This window comes from Streptomyces sp. Ac-502 (assembly GCF_045222935.1).
Taxonomy (GTDB): Bacteria; Actinomycetota; Actinomycetes; order Streptomycetales; family Streptomycetaceae; genus Streptomyces; species Streptomyces monomycini.
Genome location: NZ_JBHFFO010000001.1, coordinates 1,913,283 through 1,931,044, shown reverse-complemented (window position 1 = coordinate 1,931,044; position 17,762 = coordinate 1,913,283). Strand labels below are relative to the sequence as shown.

At 71.3% G+C, this 17,762-nt stretch carries 14 protein-coding genes; 8 read left to right on the top strand and 6 right to left on the bottom strand.

Features of this window, described 5'->3' with window-relative positions; translation table 11 throughout:
• Positions 1-87: 87 nt before the first annotated feature.
• On the bottom strand, positions 88-636 hold the full coding sequence (locus tag ACEXOX_RS08660; RefSeq protein ID WP_406519822.1) for a GNAT family N-acetyltransferase: 549 nt from the start codon (positions 634-636) through the stop codon (positions 88-90).
• Positions 637-740: 104 nt separating this feature from the next.
• Between ACEXOX_RS08660 and ACEXOX_RS08655 the strand changes: the two genes are divergently transcribed.
• Together ACEXOX_RS08655 and ACEXOX_RS08650 are read left to right on the top strand one after the other, a co-directional pair.
• Positions 741-2,111, top strand: coding sequence for an SLC13 family permease (locus tag ACEXOX_RS08655; RefSeq protein WP_406519821.1), 1,371 nt, complete (start codon positions 741-743; stop codon positions 2,109-2,111).
• A 583-nt stretch (positions 2,112-2,694) separates the two neighbouring features.
• Positions 2,695-3,153 carry an STAS domain-containing protein gene (locus ACEXOX_RS08650; RefSeq protein ID WP_406519820.1) on the top strand — a complete coding sequence of 153 codons (459 nt, stop codon included), beginning with the start codon at positions 2,695-2,697 and terminating at the stop codon, positions 3,151-3,153.
• 7 nt (positions 3,154-3,160) lie between these two features.
• Here ACEXOX_RS08650 and ACEXOX_RS08645 read toward each other — a convergent pair whose 3' ends face one another.
• The 5 genes from ACEXOX_RS08645 to ACEXOX_RS08625 all read right to left on the bottom strand — a co-directional run bounded on the left by ACEXOX_RS08645 (position 3,161) and on the right by ACEXOX_RS08625 (position 8,450).
• Positions 3,161-3,649: a glutathione peroxidase gene (locus ACEXOX_RS08645; RefSeq protein ID WP_406519819.1), complete on the bottom strand. Its 489-nt coding sequence runs from the start codon at positions 3,647-3,649 to the stop codon at positions 3,161-3,163.
• Between the two features lie 277 nt (positions 3,650-3,926).
• Positions 3,927-4,160, bottom strand: a complete 234-nt coding sequence (locus ACEXOX_RS08640; protein WP_406519818.1) for a hypothetical protein — start codon at positions 4,158-4,160, stop codon at positions 3,927-3,929.
• A 2-nt stretch (positions 4,161-4,162) separates the two neighbouring features.
• The gene (locus ACEXOX_RS08635) at positions 4,163-5,392 is read right to left on the bottom strand and encodes a WXG100 family type VII secretion target (RefSeq protein ID WP_406519817.1); all 1,230 of its coding nucleotides are present in this window, start codon (positions 5,390-5,392) and stop codon (positions 4,163-4,165) included.
• On the bottom strand, positions 5,389-5,739 hold the full coding sequence (locus ACEXOX_RS08630; protein WP_406519816.1) for a WXG100 family type VII secretion target: 351 nt from the start codon (positions 5,737-5,739) through the stop codon (positions 5,389-5,391). Before ACEXOX_RS08630 ends, ACEXOX_RS08635 begins: the two co-directional genes overlap by 4 nt.
• 1,520 nt (positions 5,740-7,259) lie before the next feature.
• Positions 7,260-8,450: an IS110 family transposase gene (locus ACEXOX_RS08625; protein WP_406518466.1), complete on the bottom strand. Its 1,191-nt coding sequence runs from the start codon at positions 8,448-8,450 to the stop codon at positions 7,260-7,262.
• A 240-nt stretch (positions 8,451-8,690) separates the two neighbouring features.
• Here ACEXOX_RS08625 and ACEXOX_RS08620 point away from each other — a divergent pair, with 240 nt between their 5' ends.
• The 6 genes from ACEXOX_RS08620 to ACEXOX_RS08595 all read left to right on the top strand — a co-directional run bounded on the left by ACEXOX_RS08620 (position 8,691) and on the right by ACEXOX_RS08595 (position 17,695).
• Complete coding sequence (locus ACEXOX_RS08620) at positions 8,691-11,141, top strand: ArnT family glycosyltransferase (protein WP_406519815.1); 2,451 nt, start codon at positions 8,691-8,693, stop codon at positions 11,139-11,141.
• Between the two features lie 309 nt (positions 11,142-11,450).
• Positions 11,451-12,830: a M20 family metallopeptidase gene (locus tag ACEXOX_RS08615; protein WP_406519814.1), complete on the top strand. Its 1,380-nt coding sequence runs from the start codon at positions 11,451-11,453 to the stop codon at positions 12,828-12,830.
• Positions 12,827-13,525 carry an aldehyde dehydrogenase family protein gene (locus ACEXOX_RS08610; RefSeq protein ID WP_406519813.1) on the top strand — a complete coding sequence of 233 codons (699 nt, stop codon included), beginning with the start codon at positions 12,827-12,829 and terminating at the stop codon, positions 13,523-13,525. The genes ACEXOX_RS08615 and ACEXOX_RS08610 overlap by 4 nt, the downstream gene beginning before the upstream one ends.
• Positions 13,426-14,301, top strand: a complete 876-nt coding sequence (locus ACEXOX_RS08605) for an aldehyde dehydrogenase family protein (RefSeq protein ID WP_406519812.1) — start codon at positions 13,426-13,428, stop codon at positions 14,299-14,301. The genes ACEXOX_RS08610 and ACEXOX_RS08605 overlap by 100 nt, the downstream gene beginning before the upstream one ends.
• Positions 14,302-14,355: 54 nt before the next feature.
• A complete protein-coding gene (locus tag ACEXOX_RS08600) occupies positions 14,356-15,168 on the top strand; it encodes an SDR family NAD(P)-dependent oxidoreductase (RefSeq protein WP_406519811.1) in 813 nt (270 codons plus the stop codon).
• Between the two features lie 124 nt (positions 15,169-15,292).
• Positions 15,293-17,695 carry a penicillin acylase family protein gene (locus ACEXOX_RS08595; protein ID WP_406519810.1) on the top strand — a complete coding sequence of 801 codons (2,403 nt, stop codon included), beginning with the start codon at positions 15,293-15,295 and terminating at the stop codon, positions 17,693-17,695.
• Positions 17,696-17,762 lie beyond the last annotated feature (67 nt).

The window sequence follows — 17,762 nt, the reverse complement described above, 5'->3', positions numbered from 1 at the left end:
ACCTCCTGCGACCGGGTGAGAAACAGGCGGCCCCGCCGCCACATGTGTCACGGGCCCCGGCCCTGGGCCCGGGCTCCGGCGCCCGGCTCAGCGGCCGTCGCGATGGGTGGGCCGGGGACGGCCGGTACGGGCGAAGTGCGGCAGGGAGATGCCGCCGCGGTGCGCCGTCTCGCCGGCGCCGGGCCGGACGAAGAGGGTGACGGTGACGCCCTCGGTGAAGCCGTTACGGCGCATCAGCGTCGCCGACGCCGTGTTGTTCACCTCGACGTCGGTCACCACGGACGAGGCGCCGGCCTCCGTCAGCGCGGCGCAGCAGTCCTGCACCAGCCGCCCGGCCACGCCGCGCCCCTGGAAGTCCGGATCCACCGCGATCCACTCCAGATACCCCCAGTCCTCCCGCTGCTCGAAGGTCATCGAGCCGAGCACGAACCCGGCGAGCCGGTCACCGGCCATGGCGACCCGGCAAGCGGGCACGGAGGCGTCGAGGTGCGTGGCGACGGCGGTCAGCGACCAGCCGGTGTACGGCATGGCGTCGGTGTCGTAGACCCGTTCGCCCAGCTCCAGGACGGCCGGGAGGTGCTTGGGCCGCAGCGGGTGCAGGGTGATCTCAGTGTCGTGCGCGTCCGGTGTGGCCATGACCGGCGCTCCTTTCGCTAGGACGGTGGCGGCTAGGGAAAACCGCAAATCCACCCTAATCAGCGCAATGACCCTCCGTAGATCCACCCCTGTAGTTTGCGGGGGTGAGCACCGCCGTCGCCGAAATCCTCTCTCTCCTGCTGCTGGTCTGCGTCCTGGTCTTCGCCGTACGGAGGCCGGGCGGCGCCCCCGAGGCGGTGGCGGCCGTACCGGCGGCGGGTCTGCTCGTGCTGGTCGGCGCGGTGTCGCCGGGCGCCGCGTGGGAACAGGTGCACAAACTGCTGCCGGTCGTCGGCTTCCTGGCCGCCGTGCTGGTACTGGCGCACCTGTGCGCCCGGGAAGGGCTGTTCGAGGCGGCTGGCGCGGCGCTGGCGCGGCGCTGCGCGGGACGGCCACGGCTCCTGCTGGCCGGAGTCTTCGTACTCGCCGCTGCCGTCACGGCGGTGCTCAGCCTGGACGCGACGGTGGTGCTGCTGACGCCGGTGATCGTGGCCACCGCCACGCATGCCGGCGTACGCGCCCGCCCGCACCTGTACGCGTGCGCCCACCTGTCGAACTCCGCCTCGCTGCTGCTGCCCGTCTCCAACCTCACCAACCTGCTGGCTCTCGGCGCGGCCGGGCTGTCCTTCACCCGGTTCGCCGCCCTGATGGCGCTTCCGTGGGGCGTGGCGGTGCTCTTCGAGTACGTGGTGTTCCGGCGGTTCTTCGGCCGGGAACTGGCGGACGACGAACGGCGCGTGGACGCGCGGGGGCCTCGTGCGGGCGGGGCGCACGAACAGCAGGCAGCTCCGCCACCGCTCCCGGCCTTCGCACTCGTGGTCCTCTCGCTGACACTCGCCGGGTTCGTCGTGACCCCCTTCGCCGGGATCGCTCCGGTCTGGGCGGCGCTGGGCGGCGTGCTGGCCCTCGGGATACGCGAGATGGCGCGCCGGGGGAGGACCGGGACCGACACCGCGGCCGGCCCGGCGACCAGTTCCAGGACCGCGACCAGGACCGGTATCCCGACCGCGACCGGCGCCGTGACCGGGATGCTGAAAGCGGCCAACCCCTTCTTCTGCCTCTTCGTGCTGGCCCTCGGCGTCGTGGTGGAGGCGGTCGTCGCCAACGGTCTCGGCGGCGCCGTCGACCGACTGCTGCCCGAAGGCGCTTCGCTGCCGGCGCTCCTCGGGGTGGCCGTGTTCGCCGCCCTCCTCGCCAACGTCATCAACAACCTGCCGGCCGTGCTGACGTTGCTGCCGGTCGCGGCCCACGGCGGTGCCGGCCCCGTCCTCGCGGTGCTGATCGGCGTGAATCTCGGCCCGAACCTGACGTACGTGGGCTCGCTGGCCACGCTCCTGTGGCGACGCATCCTCCAGGAACGGGGCGACGCGCCAAAACTGGGCACGTTCACCCGGCTCGGGCTCCTGACCGTCCCGGGAGGCCTGGTCCTGTCCACGCTGGCCCTGTGGGGAGCCATGCAGATCATCGGCACATGACGGCCCGCCACCCCCGACGACCGATCGGCGAAATCACTTACAGCCCGTCCGAACGAGTGAACTGAGTGAACTTGTGACCGATTGGCGAGAAGGGTGCGCAGACGCCGCGTAAGCCAAATGTGCGTACGGGATAAGCACTGACCGGAAACAGCTCGGTCCTTCAGCCGAAGCACGGCGCCGGGAAGGGCCCACATGACGCCTTTCCCACCCCGGTCGGCACTCCTCCCCGCCCCGTCCCGCCCGGCAACCACCCCACCGCACCGGCTCCGCCCACCGTGACCGCCGTCACATTCACGGCCTCCGGCGGGCGGGCGTCCACCGCCCAGGCTCATGGCATGAGTTTCGGACAACTTCATTACGTATGAGCCGTCCGGACTGACGGTGGGGCCAGCGGGTAAGCCGTAGACACGTAGGGCGCAGCCGACGACCCGGACCCCGCCGGAGGCTGGCACCGCGCGGATGCCGAACGCCGACGGTGGTCATCTCCGCCTGGGCCGCAACGGGCGACTCCCCAAACTTCCGTACGTCTCCACCGCCAGCATGCGGCGGCATCACGCGCACCGGCACGGAGGTGGGGACGGGCATGGTGGAACAGGGGCGGAGCTACGCGAGCAAGGAACACGTGGTGGGCGCGACCACAGTGGTGGAACTGAGCGGAGAAGTGGACATCCTCGCGACGACCGCGTTGACCGCGCGTCTCGACGAGATCACCGGAGCGCGCTGCCCCGATCTCGTCCTCGACATGCGGCACGTGACCTTCATCGACTGCTGCGGCATCTCGATGCTGTGCCGCACCCGGCGCCGGGTCGAGGCCAAGGCAGGCCGCCTGCGCCTGGCCGGCGTCGCCGACAGCCCCAGCGTGCTGCGACTGCTGCGCCTGACAGGCCTGCTGCCCGCCTTCGACCTCTGCCTCGACCCGGACCCCGACGCCGTACCCGGACTCACCGGTGGGACCCGACCGGACGACGACTGCCGCCCAGGCCCCGAAGGCGCAGGCCGCCCGGTCGCCCCGGACGCCCCCTCGGACACCGCCGTCGCTTGAGCAGACGTCAGGCCGGCAGATGGGCCTCGATGGCCTCCGTCAACTCCGCCGCCTCGGGCTCGGTTCGGGGCCGGAACCGCCCCACGACCTTCCCCTCCGCGTCGATGAGGAACTTCTCGAAGTTCCACTGCACGTCACCGGCCTCGCCCGCGCCGTCCTCGGTGCGGGCGAGCTCCGCGTACAGCGGGTGCCGGTCCGGTCCGTTGACGTCCGTCTTCTCGAACAGCGGGAAGCTGACCCCGTAGGTGGCCGAGCAGAACGTGGCGATCTCCTCGGCGCTGCCCGGCTCCTGGCCCGCGAACTGGTTGCTGGGGAAGCCGAGCACGCTGAAGCCGCGGTCGCCGTACTGCTGCTGGAGCCGCTCCAGCCCCGAGTATTGCGGCGTCAGGCCGCACTTGGACGCCACGTTGACCACCAGCAGGGCGCGACCGCGGTAGTCGGCCAGCGAGGCGGGCTCACCGTTCAGGGTGCGCAGGGGGATGTCGTACAGGCTCACGTTCAGGCTCCTCGCTACGGGACCGCTGGTGCGGATGGACTTCCTCGGTGAGAACAGTGCTTGCCCGCGTGTTCTTCCCTGGCCGCTGCTCCCGTGCTCGGCAACTGGCGGAGCGGCTGCACCAGCCGCCCTGCCTTGCCGGCTTCAGATAGGGAGGCGCGCTCGGGTGCAGAAGCGAGAGGCGAGAGGCGAGAGGCGCGGGGCGCGTTGGAGCGGGTGTCCAGGTGGACAGCGACGCCGTCCGTCAACGGGCGTTGCACGGGTGCTGGTCAGCAGATCAACTGGCACTCATCCCGCGCTCAGGCCATTCCCCTCGCTCGTCGTACACGGCATTGATCCTTCGCGATGCCTTGAGGAACAAGTAGTCAATATGCCCGTCATCTGGCTGTGCTCGGCGGGTCGTTCTGTCCATCGACAGGCGCCTTGTCATCTCGGGAGGGTCTTCGCCGAATGAGTAGGTGATGGTATCGGGGTCCTCGGAGATTTTCTTGAAGTAGACCAAGGCGGCCACGGCTACCACTCCTTCTCGAAGTCTTCGCGCTTGTTCAGTGGGACTTTGTTCTGCCAATTGTACGTTTCGTTGGCGACCCGGTGCGCCTCTTGGTAGGTGGCGTCGGGATGCTCGCGAAGGTACTTGAGTTCCGTCAGTTCGTGCTCCAGCAGAATGTGGTCCTCGGGCAAGGCGTTCCCGGACCGCAGGCGGATCCAGGCGTCGGCGATCTCGGGGTCGGAGTCGAACTTCCGGGTGACCACCCGGCCGGTCTCGTAGTCTTCGATCGGGTGCTCGGTATCGAAGACATGCTTCTTGATGGTGCCGACTTCCGTCTCGGAAAACCCTGTGGATCCGTCGGCCCGCACCACGTCCCGGGTGTGCTTGCTGATGGTTCCGACATCGCGGGAGTCTTGCATGAAATGGGCGTATGCGTCATCGGCCCACTTTGTCTGCGCGGGGTCGTCCAGCAGATCCCGAGGACGTCTGCGAGCGCCGGTGAGCCATTCATCGTTGAAGGCCAAGCGGAGCCGCGGCGTCGAAACGTCGGGAAGACGGGCCTCCCGGATGGCTCTCGCTCCACGGACTGCACCCCCGAAGGCACCTCCAAGGGCGCCGCCGGCCAGACCGGCTTCGGCGGCTTCGTGCAGGCTGATGCCCTTCTGTTCACCGAGCAGGTTGCGGCCGCCCTGCGCCACCACCACGTCCACCGTGATGGCTTCGACGCCGCCGATGGCCGCGGTGGCCAGGACCGTTCCGGCGATCTCGGCCACAGTGGCGGAGACGGCCACGCCTGCGGTGCCGGCCGCGGCGACGATCGCCTCGGTGGCGCCTGCTGCTGCTATCTCGCTGATGCCGCCGGTGAACAGGGCCAGGGCCGCCCCGGCGACCAGCACTGCTCCCGCGATCTCCAGTTCGTGCTCGATCTTCTTCTTGGCCTCGGCGATCTGGTCGGCGAACTTGTCCAGTGCCTTGGCCATGTCCCGGGCGGCGGAGGCCACGTCGTCCAGGTAGCCCTTGCTGCCGCCGTGGTACTTGCGCCAGAAGTCGCCGAACGCCTCGATGCCCGGGCCCTTGTTGTTGTCGATGACGTCCTGGGCGGGCTTGTGTGCGGCGGCGGTGACGTCTTCCACGTCGTCGGCGAAGGTCCGCCACGCGCGGGCGGCTTCCCGCAGTTCGTCCTCGTCGCCCTCCGGCCACCACATGCCGGTCAGGTCCTGGACGATCTCCTTGGCCTTGTCGGCGGCGCTCACTGTGCACTGCCCTTGCTGAATCCGGAGGACGAGGAGCGGTCTGCTTCCTCGTGGTTGTCCGCCATGTCTTTCATGGCCTGGGAGATGCTTTCCAGTCCCTTGACCAAGGCTTGGGCGGCCTTTTCTATGTGTTCGCGGTGCGGGGCGTACATGTGCTGGAACTTCTGTCCCTGCTCGTCGTCTCCCCATGGCGAGCCGAGGCCGTCCAGCGAGCCTTTGAGTTTGCTCGTCGCCTTCGCCAGTGCGTCCGCTTCCCGGTGGAAACGCGGCGCCGCGGACTTGAGCTGGTCCGTGTCGATGTCGAAGCCGTCACCGGCCATAGGTCCCCCCAGGAACTGTGCTTTCACGTGTTCCCACAACCTATCGCGAGCCACTGACAACGCTTCAGTCGGTTTCGCGGCCGTAGCTGTTCACCGGTCAAGTAGTTTGCCGTGTGTAGAGAAGAAGCCGTGGAAGCGGCGTAGCGGCTCATCGGAAGCCATGCGGGTCCTCATAGCCCGCCGCTCGCGATCGATTATGAGCGTGTGTGCGAAAGGCGTGGGACCCTTGTCGTTCCCTACGGCTCCATCGTGTATCTGGAGACCCGAGACCTGGACAAGCAGATGGTTGGCTGCTGGCCCGCGAACTGATTGCCGGGGGTGTTGAACACGCTGAAGCCGCGGTTGTCGTACTGCTGCTGGGGGTGTCGGCCGGCGGGCGCGGGCTCATCGGTCAGGGGGTGCAGGGGTATGCCGTACAGGCTCGCGCTCAGGTTCCTCGTTGTGGGGCCGCTGTTGTGGACGGGCTTCTTCGGGAGTCGTGGTGTTCGTATGTGGGTTCTCTTCCGGCTGTCGCTCCTCCAGCGGCCAGGATGGCCACGGTCGGAGCGTGCCGGTGCGCCATTCTCTGAGTAGTTGGTCGAAGATCGGGGTGCTTTCGGCTGGTGGTTGGTGGGGCTGTTGGGGTGTGGGGCAGGGGCGGTGTGGATGGTGTTGGTAGTGGGGTGTTTGGTGTGGGGGAGGTGGCTGGGGTGTGTTGTATGGGTGGGGGGCTGGGGGCGGAGGGTTCTGTGCGGCGTTCATGTCCAGGGCCAACAGGGAGCCGGTGTCCTGGGTTGCGGTTCGCCACCGGGACCGAGTCGAGAAGCCCCCGAGTCGGTGATGGGCAGAAGATACGTTCCCGCGCGGGTGGCGCGTTCCGTGTGAGCCGGACAAGCCGCGGGCTGGGGGCAGCGGGCAGATGGGGTGTCAGGTCGCCGGTAATAACTTGGCTGTGTAATTGCTGTGTGGAGACTATCTCCTTTCTGTGAGGGGTCGGTATCGGCCAAGCTTTGTTCCGTCATTCGTGGAGGGGAGTGAAGGGAGGAGGTCGGAAAGTAGCAGGCTGGGGGCTGATCGAGTTCGGGTGCGGTGGCGGGCGCGGGTGGAGCGGGGAGCGGAAGCGCAGGCCGGCTGGGTGGCGTTGGGCGTCGGGGGGACTCAGGGGAAGCGTTACTGCGGGGCGGGGATTTTTGGTGGTGGCAACCGGAAGGCCGGCTCCGCGGGGTTGTCCGGAAAGGTGCTGGACGGAGCAGGATTCATCATTCCGCTTCTGTGGCTCATGTTTCTCTCATGTTCACGTGGCACGGTGAAGTGGCGTGTTCGAGGCGGCATCGGAACCCACGTACGGCCGTGCCCTTTTCCTGTGACGGGGCATCCCGCTATTCCGGTGCCGTCGCCGCCGGTAATGCACTTCCCCCGAAACCCGGCCTCGGCGCGAGGCCGTCGGCCTCCGAAGGTGCCGTCCGCGGCGGCGCCTTCGGACGGTCGCGCCCGCGCCGGAAAGATCACCGTCGCCCTGCGGTGCCCCGACCCCCTCCGCTTCCGGGAGAGACATCCCAATGGTGAAGTCAAGCCGCTGCCGTGACAGGTGGTGTGGCTTGGTAGCACACTCCGTCACGGAGTATGGCCCACAAAACGTTCAGTCTCCGGCGCGCGAGGGCCAGCACCGCTTGCTTGTGCGCCTTGCCCTCGCTCCTCTTGCGGTCGTAGAACGCACGCGATGCTGGACAGCACCGCAAACTCACCTGGGCAGCCAGATACATGCTCCGCAGGAGCCCGCGGTGATAGCGCCGAGGCCGGCGCAGGTTGCCACTGACGCGGCCGGAGTCGCGGGGTTGAGGGGCCAGGCCGGCGAAGCCGGCCAGGCGGTCCGCGGTCCCGAAAGAGGCCATGTCGCCGCCGGTGGCGGCAATGAACTCGGCACCGAGACGAGGGCCCATGCCGGGCAGGCTGGTGATCACCTCGGCGTGTGGATGCTCGCGAAACCGCGCCTCGATGAGAGCGTCAAGCTCGGCGATCTCCTCATCGAGAGCCATCACCCCCTTCGCCAGCCGGAGGACCATGGCGGCAGCCAGCCTCTCACCAGGCAGCGCCGTGTGCTGGGCTTCGGCCGCCTCCACGGCCGTCTTGGCGAGTGTGGCGGCGCCGCGGACCTTGCGGTTCTTCAGCCACGTTTCGATCCGCTTGGCGCCTGTGCGGCGGATGGCGGCGGGGGCCTGGTATCCGGTCAGCAGCATGACCGGGCCGTGGTTGGTGAGGTCCAGCGACCTCTCCAGGGCGGGGAAGATCTCCAGCAGTTGGGCTCGCAGGCGGTTGATCTGCCGGGTTCGGTCGAAGACCACATCCAGTCGCCTGGACGTGAGGATGCGCAGGTCGACGGCGATGTCGTCGCCGGGTCGCAGCAGCCCGACATCGCGGCGGACGCGGGCCTGGTCGGCGATGACGAAGGCGTCCTTCGCGTCCGTCTTTCCCTCGCCCCGGTAGGTGCCCGACGCTCGATGAACGGCGAACCCGGTGAGGTAGGCGACGGGCTGGTCGTGGTTGAGCAGCAGGCCAATCAGCAGTGCGGCACCGCCTCGGTTGAGGTCGATGGCCCACAGCACGTCGCTGGATATCTCCAGGACGTCTCCGATCAGCGTCAGCAGCTCGGTTTCGTCGTTGGATACGCGGCGGGACAGCAGCCGTTTGCCTTCCGCGTCGATCACCACCGCGTGGTGGTGCGTCTTGCCGATGTCCACCCCGGCCCAGATCTGGGGCACGGGTCACCTCCGCCGCTTCGTGGTCGTCATCGATTCCCGCAGACGACCTCGCCGGCGTGGTCTTACAGCAGCGATCAACGTCGCAAATCCCAATTGGCGGTCGAGTCGTCGCGGGGCTCCGGGCGGCCATGTCTCTCAAGCCGTCGAGCGGCACCAACATGACAGCCATACCCGGAGCCCCTGGGCCCTCCGATCTTACGAATGACCAGATCAGACCCACGACTGAAAGGTAAGACCACCATGTCCGCCACCACCTTCGTGGACCGGCCCGTCCTCGCTGAACGGCCGCACGGCCGCTGGCAGTTCTGGCACACGCCCGCGGGCCGGCCGCGCTGGGACCGGCCCGCCCTCCTGGGCATCGCCGCGCTCGCCGCGGTGCTGTACGCCTGGAACATCACCAGCAGCGACTACGCGGGTTATTACGCCGCCGCCGTCCGCAGCATGTCGGAGAGCTGGAAGGCGTTCCTCTTCACGGCCTTCGACCCGGCGTCCACCGTCACCCTGGACAAGATCGGCGGCTTCCTGTGGCCGCAGGCGCTGTCCGCGCGGATCTTCGGGTTCAGCAACTGGGCCCTGACGCTCCCGCAGTGCGTCGAGGGCGTCGTCTGCGTGCTGGTGATCCACCGCACGGTACGGCGCTGGCGCGGCCCGGCGGCCGGTCTGCTCGCCGCCGGAGCGCTGACCCTCACTCCGGTGGCGGCGTCGATGTTCGGGCACGCGCTGCTGGAGGCGCCGCTGACCATGTGCCTGGTGCTGGCCGCCGACCAGTGCGCGAAGGCGATGACAGAGGGGCGGTTGCGGCCCCTGTTGCTGGCGGCGGTCTGGGTGGGGCTGGCCTTCCAGGCGGCGATGATGCAGGCGTGGATCATCGTGCCGGCCCTCGCCGTCGCGTACTTCGTCGTGTCACCGGCCGCGCCGCGCAAACGGCTCGGCCATCTGCTGACCGCGGGCGCGGTGCTGCTCGCCGTCTCGTTCTCCTGGGTCCTGCTGATGACCGTCGTCCCGAAGGACGCGCGGCCGTACGTGGACGGGTCGCGCGACAACAGCGCCCTGTCGATGGTGTTCGGCTACAACGGCTTCGACCGGCTGAAGTCCGGATGGAACATCGATGCCGCCAACAGCACGCCGCCGGGGGCGGCCAAGGGAGTGTCCGGAGCGGGCGGCGGGGCCGGGGCTGACGAGGGGAGCAGGACTTCTTCCAAGACATCGGCCAAGACCGGTTCTGGGCGGCACGCGCCCGGGCAGGCCGGCTCGGGGGCGAAATCCGCGCCCGGAACCAGCCTGGCGAAGGGTGGCGGGCAGGCCCAAGGCGGCGGTGGATCGCACGTGGCGGTGGGCGCACCCACCAGCGGCTGGTTCAAGCTCTTCCGCGCACCCCTGGCCCAGCAGATCGGCTGGCTGTTCCCGCTGGCCCTGTCCGCTCTCGTGCTCGGCTTCGTCACCCGCCGCACACAGCCCCGTACGGACCCGGTCCGCGGCGGCTACCTGCTGTGGGGCGGCTGGCTGCTGACGGCGGTGGCGGTCATGAGCGCCATCAACGTTCCGCACGCCACGTACATGGCCGCCCTCGCTCCTGGCCTCGCCGCGCTGTCCGCCGCCGGAGTCGTCACCCTGTGGCGCGCCCATCGTCGGGAGATGGGAGTGCAGGGAAAGTGGGGAGAGCGGGGAGCGCAAGGGGAGCGGGGAGTGCAGGGGGAGTCGGGGGAGCAGGTGGTGGGGCGTCCGGCAGCTGGGCGTCGCGTCGGGGGAGGCGTAGGGGCGGTTTTGCGTGCGTGGCTGCTGCCGGCCGTCGTCGCGGCGCAGGCGGCATGGGCGGTGTATCTCGTCTCCAGTCACTCCGACTGGGTGCCGTGGCTGATCCCCGTCATCGTCGTGACGGCGCTCGCCGCCCTCGGCCTGTTTGCCTACGGCATTCTTCGCGCCCGGCGCGCCGATGACGGATCGCACGCCCGGAGTGCACCGGACACGCAGCACGCCCCGGCGCACGCCCGCGCGCAGCAGTACACCCGCGCCCGGCAGCGCGCCCGCGCTCGGCGCGTCGCCACCGCCGGACTGATCGCCGGCTGCGTCACGATGACGGCGGCCCCCGCCACCTGGTCGCTGTCCGTCCTGAACCTCCGGTACACCGGCTCCGCGCACTCGGCGTCCGCCGGTCCGCAGGACTTCACGCTCGGTACGCCCACCCGGCTGACGGACACCCAGCGCAAGATCCTCGACTACGTCGAGCGCCGCCGTGGCACCGCCGACTACGCCTTCTCCGCCGGGCTGCTCACGGCAGAGCCGTACATCCGCCTCGGCGCGTCCGTCGTGCTGCCGCTCGGTGGCTTCGCGGCGGGGACCGAGCCGGTCACCCTCAGCGAGTACCAACGGCTGGTGGCGGCCGGGAAACTGCGCTTCGCGCTCGTCGGCGCGGGGGACGACGTGGGGACCTCGGAGACGGCGCGGATCAGCCGGTGGGTCCGGTCGGCTTGCGAGAAGGTCGATCCGTCCGCGTACGGGGGCGAGACGCGCGCCGGGAGCGGAGGCGGGAGCGGGAGTGGAACCGGAAGCGAGAGTGGGAGCGGAGGCGGAAGTGGGCAGCAAGGTGGTGCCGGGGCCAAAGCCGGAGCGGGCGCCGGTGCGGGTGCCAGTGGCGGTTCCGGTGCCGGCCAGAGCCTCTACCGCTGCTCCGCCGCGAGCCCGCGTGGCTGACGACGTATGCGGCTGACGGCCTGTGCGGCTTCCGGCGTGTGCGGTTGACGACGTACGCGCCTGATGACGTACGCGCCTGACGGCATCTCCCCTGACGCCACACGCTTCTGATGACACACGCCCCTGACAGCCCCCCGGCGAGGAGGCGGCGGAGCGCCGCCGTGGCCCCTCTTCCGCCCCCTCGCCGTCTATAACCCTCTTGGCCCGTCGTGCCCCTCTTGACCCGTGAGCGAGCGGGCCAGCACAGTACGGGGGACCGTCTGGTCCGACCGGTCTCCTGGCCCCGCGTCAGGGGAGGTGGAGGGTGCCGTGCACAGCAGCCCGAGCGTCGTGCCGTCCGGTCCGGGCATCGGCGCGACAGGGGCGGGCGGTGAGCCGCAGGGCGCGGACCTCACCGACGCCGTAGCCGTGCCGCCGGTCGAGGAAGCGGCCGCCGTGGCCCTCACGCAGGCCCTGGTCCGGCTGCGGACCGTCAACGCCGCGGGCGCCACCAGCGTGGAGCAGCCCGCCGCCGATCTCCTCTCCCGGCTCTTCACCGACTTCGGCTGGCCGCACGACGTCGTCGAGGTCGCCCCCGGGCGGCCCAACGTCGTCGCGGTCGTCGAGGGCGGTGGCGGGACGGGCCGTACGCTGATGTTCGAAGGGCACACGGACGTCGTGACGGAGGGCGACGCCGCCGTGTGGAGCGTCGACCCGTACGGCGCGGAGATCCGTGACGGGCGGCTGTGGGGGCGTGGCGCCGCGGACATGAAGTCCGGGGTGGCGGCCATGATCTACGGGGTGCGGGCGCTCCAGCAGGCCGGTCCGTTCCCCGGCCGGGTCGTCGTCGGCGTGCTGTGCGACGAGGAGGGGCTGATGCTCGGCGCCAAGGCGTTCGCCGCCTCGCCGTCGGCCGCCGAGGTGGACGGTGTCGTCGTCTGCGAGCCGGAGGGGTACGAGGTGTGCGCCTCGGCCCGCGGCGGCATCCGCCTCCGGCTGGGTCTGCACGGGGTGATGGCGCACGGCGCGATGCCGCAGGAGGGCCGCAATCCCCTCGTCGCGGGTGCGCGCGTCGTCGCCGCGCTCGCGGAGGCCGAGGAGTGGGCGGCCGGGCGGTACGGCACCCACCCGCACGCCGGGACGGTGACCGTCACCCCGACGGTGCTGCGCGCCGGCGACCCCGACCAGCTCAACGTCATCCCCGGCCACGGCGTGCTCGGCATCGACGTACGGACCGTGCCCGGTACCGACCACGCCGAGATCGTCGAGCGGCTGCGGCGGACGGCCGTGGCCGCCGCGGCCGGTGTGGGGGTCACGGTCGAGCTGACCGTCGTCGACGACCGCCCGGCCGTCGAACTCGCCGTCGGCCACCCGCTCGTCCGGAGCCTGGTGGCCGGTCACCGGCGGGTGCACGGCGTCGAGCCGGAGTTCGGCGCGGTCCCCGGTACGACCGACGGGACGATCCTGACCCGCGACGCGGGCCTGCCGACCGTCGTCTACGGGCCGGGCGGCAAGTGGATCGCCCACCAGAAGGACGAGTACGTGGAGGTACGGGAGATCGCCGAGTACGCGCGGGTGTACGCGGTCGCGGCCCGGCACTTCCTCGACGGGAGCGACACCGGCTCCGCACCCGCCTCCGGAACCACCAGCTCCGAAGACGGCGAAGACGTCGAAGAGGGCGAGAGCGGCGAAGGTGGCGACACGGCATGAGCCCTCCCGCCGGCCGCGACGACGCGCCGCCCCTCCCGCCCGTGCCCCCGGCCCGCCTCCCCGTAGGCGACAGCTGGGTGCCCGCCCCGCGTACCGGGCCGGTGATCTTCCCGTACGACCGGGCGGAGTTCGCCACGGCGCCCGTGGGGGACGCGGACCTCGCCCGGCGCGCCGTCGAGCACGCCGTGGCCGTCCGCCCCCGGGTCGCGAAGCTGGCCTCGCGCGTACGGCGTCAGGTGCTGGGCGGCGTGGCGGCGGACCTGGAGGACGTCGCCGGGCCGATGGAGGATCTGCTCGTACGGGAGACCGGCAAGCCGCGTACCGACTGCCGTACCGAGGTACGGCGGGCCGTGGCCACCTGGCAGGCTGCCGCCGACGAAGTGGCGCACATCCACGGTGAGACGGTGCCGCTGGACCTGCTGCCCACGGGGGACGGCATGTTCGGGTTCTGGACCCGGCGCCCGGTCGGCGTCGTGGTCGGCATCGCGGGCTTCAACTACCCGATGATGCTGGCCTCCCACAAGATCGCCCCGGCGCTGGCGGCCGGCTGCCCGGTGATCGTCAAACCGGCCCCGGCCACCCCGCTGGCCACCCTGTGGCTGGTCCACCTCGTACGCGAACGCCTCACCGCGGCCGGCGCCCCGCCGGCGCCGTCCAACTGGTCACCGGCGACACCGAGGTCGGCCGCGCGCTGACCACGCACCCCGGGGTCGCCGCGGTCTCCTTCACCGGCTCCGCCGCCGTCGGCCACCGCATCGCCCGGGACGCCGCGCCCCGCAAGGTGGTGCTCGAACTCGGCTCCAACGCGGCGCTCGTGGTCGCCGCCGACGCCGACCTGGACGCCGCAGCGGACGCGGTGGCCCGCGGCGGCTACTACGCCTCCGGCCAGGCGTGCATCGCCGTGCAACGCGTGATCGCCGTCGCGGAGATCGCCGCCGAGCTGGAGCGGCGGATCACCGAACGGCTGCCAGGCGTCGTCGTCGGCGACCCGCGCGAGGAGGACACCCGGGTCGCCGCCCTCATCGACGAGGCCGCCACCGAACGCGTGCTGACCTGGATCGACCAGGCCCGCGCCGCCGGGGCGCGGCTGGTGGCGGGCGGCACCCGCGTCGGCCGGTGCGTGGCACCGACCCTGCTGGCGGAGGTGCCGGACGGCCAGCCCGCCTGGGACGAGGAGATCTTCGGGCCGGTCGTCGCGCTGCGTACGGTCCCGGATCTGGACGCGGCCTACGACCTGGTCAACGCCGGGCGGTACGGGCTGCACGCGGCGGTCTTCACCCGCGGTCTGGACGCCGCCTTCCGGGCGCTGGACGCGCTCGACGTCGGCGGCGTGGTGATCAACGAGGTGCCGGGCTACCGCAGCGACGTGGCTCCGTACGGCGGCGTGAAGGACTCGGGGCTGGGGCGTGAGGGCCCGCGCTTCGCGATCGAGGAACTGACGGTGACGCGGATGGCGGTGATCCGTCCGTGAGCGCCGCGGACGGCGACGGCACGGGCCCGTACCCCTACGACCCCGGAGCACACCATGGACCAGGTGATCGAGTACGCGAAGCTGTTCCGCCTGGACGGGCGGCGGGTCGCGGTCGTCGGCGGGGCCGGCGGCATCGGCCGGGAGGCGGTACGGGCGCTGGCCGCCCACGGGGCCGAGGTGATCGTCGCCGACCTGGACGCGGCCGGCGCCGCCCGCGCCGCGGAGGCCGCTGCGGCCGAGACACCGGCCCCCGGCAGCCGTACCGGTACGGCGACGGCCTGCGCCCTCGACGTGCTGGACGCGGACGCCGTACGGGCCGCGGTGGCGCGTTGGGGCGCTCTGGACGGGCTGGTCGTCACCGTCGGCGTCAACGTGCGCAAACGGATCGCCGACTACACCGCCGCCGAGTTCGACCGGGTGGTCTCCCTCAACCTGCGGGCCGTCTTCACCCTCGTACAGGCTGCCGCGCCCGCCATGGCGGAGCGCGGCCGGGGCAGCGTGGTCGGCCTGGCTTCGATGCGCGCCTTCCAGGTCGAGCCGGGGCAGAGCGTGTACGCGGCGTCCAAGGCCGGGCTGGTGCAGTTCCTGCGGACAGCCGCGGCGGAGTGGGGGCCGCGCGGCGTCCGGTTCAACGCGGTGGCGCCCGGCGTGGTCCGTACGCCGCTCACCGATCAGATCGCCGCCGATCCGCAGTGGTACGACGCCTACGCGCAGGCGTCCGCGCTGGGGCGCTGGGCCCGCGCCGACGAGATCGCGGGCGCCGTCACCTATCTCGTCTCGGACGCGTCCACGTTCGTCACCGGCAGCGTCCTGGCGGTCGACGGCGGCTGGACGGCGGTCGACGGCCGGTACGAGCCGTCGCTCTGAGCCCGCCCGTACGGCCGGGCCGGCGTACCCACCGGGCCGGCCTACCCACCGGCGTACCGGAACACGGAACTCGGACGCGGAGTACAGAACACAGAACAAGATCACGGACTCCCCATGGAGATACATGCCACCCCGCACCACCACCACCTTCCCCCTCCCAGGCCTCACCGCCCCCGTCGAGATCCGCGTCGACCGCTGGGGCGTGCCCCACCTGTACGCCGCCTCCCAGGACGACCTCTTCCTCGCGCAGGGCTTCAACGCCGCCCGGGACCGGCTCTTCCAGATCGACCTGTGGCGGCGCCGCGGACTCGGACTGCTCTCCGAGGTGTTCGGGGAGAGCTGTCTCGAACACGACCGGGCGGCCCGGCTCTTCTTGTACCGCGGTGACATGTCCGCCGAGTGGTCCGCCTACGCGCCCGGCACGGAGCGCATCGCCGCGGCCTTCGTGCGCGGCGTCAACGCGTACGTCGCGCTCTGCCGGGCCGATCCCGCGCACCTGCCACACGAGTTCGCGCTGCTCGGCCACCAGCCCGCCTACTGGGACCCCGCAGACGTCGCCCGCATCCGCAGCCACGGCCTCTTCTACAACCTGGAGCAGGAGGTCGCCCGCGCGCTGACCCTGCGCGATTACGGCCCCGCGGTCGAGGACCTGCGCCGGGTACGGGAGCCCGCGCACGGCCTTCGTGTACCGGAGGGCCTGGACCTGTCCGTCATCCCCGACGACGTGCTCCGCGTCTACCGGCTGGCCACCACGCCGCCCTGGGAGAACGGCGGGCCGCCCCAAGGGCCGGACGGCAGCAACAACTGGGTGATCGCCCCGTCCCGTACCGCCACCGGCCGCCCGCTGCTCGCCAACGACCCGCACCGGGCCGTCACCCTGCCCGCGCTGCGCTACCTCGCGCACCTGTCGGCCCCCGGCATCGACGCGGTCGGCGCCGGGGAACCCGCGCTGCCCGGCATCTCCATCGGCCACAACGGCCGGATCGCCTTCGGGCTGACGATCTTCCCGATCGACCAGGAGGACCTGTACGTCTACCGCACCAACCCCGCCGACCCGCGGGAGTACTGGTACGACGGCCACTGGGAGCCGATGCGCCGCGTCACCGAGACGGTACCGGTACGCGATGCCGGGCAGCCGGCCACCGTGGACCTGTGGTTCACCTGGCACGGCCCGGTGATCCACGACGACCCGGAGCGCGGCACCGCGTTCGCCGTACGGGCGGCCTGGCTCGATCCCGGCATGGCCCCCTACCTGGGCAGCACCGGATACATGACGGCGGACGGCCCGGACGCCTTCGTCACCGCGATGGACCGGTGGGGCGCCCCCGGCGAGAACCAGGTGTACGCCGCGCCCGACGGGACCATCGGCTGGCAGCCCGCCGGCCGGGTCCCCGGCCGCCCGAACTGGGACGGCACGCTGCCGGTGCCCGGCGACGGCCGCTACGAGTGGGCGGGGTGCCACCCCGTGGCTTCGCTGCCGTCCGTACGCGACCCCGCGCAGGGCTGGTTCGCCACGGCCAACCAGATGAACCTGCCGCCCGGCTACCCCAACGCCGACCGGACCGTCACCTACGACTGGCACGCGCCCGTCCGTCACGACCGGATCGCCGCGGAACTGGCCGCGCGCACCGGCTGGACGGTCGCGGACTGCGTACGCCTGCAGACCGACCACACCAGCCTGACCGCGCGCCGCGTCCAGCCGCTGCTGGCCGGCGTCAGCAGCGACGACCCGGACGTGGCATGGGCGCTGGAGCAACTGCGCACCTGGGACGCCGACCTGGCGCCCGACTCCCTTCCCGCAGCGCTCTTCGAGGTCTGGTTCCGGCGGCACCTGCGTCCGGCCGTACGGGAACGGGCACTGGCCCGCCTGCTGCCCCCGGACCGGCGGGCCGCCGCTCTGGCCCGCGTCCTGCCGGTCGGAGACGCCGCCACCAGCGACCCCCGGGTGGACCTGGAGCTTCTGCTCACACCGGGGGACCGGCTCGGCCCGGACCCGGACGGCGCCCTGCGTACGGCCGTCCTCGAAACCCTCCCCGCCGCACTCGCCGACCTCGGGCGGCTGCTCGGACCGGACCGCGCCCGCTGGACCTGGGGAGCGCTGCACCAGGCGGAACCTCGGCATCCGCTCGCCGCGTGGCTGGGAAAGCAGGCCCCGCTCTGGACCCGGGCCGGGCCCGCGCCGCGCGGCGGCAGCGGCGACACGGTCGATGCCACCGCGTACGGCACGGACTTCCGGCAGATCACCGGAGCGACCTTCCGGCTGGTGATCGACGTCGGCGACTGGGACGCCTCGGTGGCCATGAACGCGCCCGGCCAGTCCGGCGACCCGGACAGCCCGCACTACCGTGATCTCTTCGCGGACTGGGCGGCGGACGGCGCCTTTCCCCTCCTGTACACCCGTGCCGGGATCGAACGGAACACCACCCACGTGATCATGCTGAGGCCGCCGGACGCGCCGGGTGAGGACGCCCTGCCGGACCACCGTGATTCAGATCACGGGAATGGTGGTGTAACAAACCACCGGTAAGAGCGCGATGAATAAGGAGGTGCTCGCCGTGCACCGTGCCTATGTGTATCGAGAGGTTCCTCGTGTC

Bases quoted from the DNA above. Each gene is read 5' to 3' on its own strand.
- ACEXOX_RS08610 (WP_406519813.1), top strand. From the start codon at position 12,827: ATGAGCCCTCCCGCCGGCCGCGACGACGCGCCGCCCCTCCCGCCCGTG.
- ACEXOX_RS08660 (WP_406519822.1), bottom strand. From the start codon at position 636: ATGGCCACACCGGACGCGCACGACACTGAGATCACCCTGCACCCGCTG.
- ACEXOX_RS08620 (WP_406519815.1), top strand. From the start codon at position 8,691: ATGTCCGCCACCACCTTCGTGGACCGGCCCGTCCTCGCTGAACGGCCG.
- ACEXOX_RS08650 (WP_406519820.1), top strand. From the start codon at position 2,695: ATGGTGGAACAGGGGCGGAGCTACGCGAGCAAGGAACACGTGGTGGGC.
- ACEXOX_RS08595 (WP_406519810.1), top strand. From the start codon at position 15,293: ATGCCACCCCGCACCACCACCACCTTCCCCCTCCCAGGCCTCACCGCC.
- ACEXOX_RS08600 (WP_406519811.1), top strand. From the start codon at position 14,356: ATGGACCAGGTGATCGAGTACGCGAAGCTGTTCCGCCTGGACGGGCGG.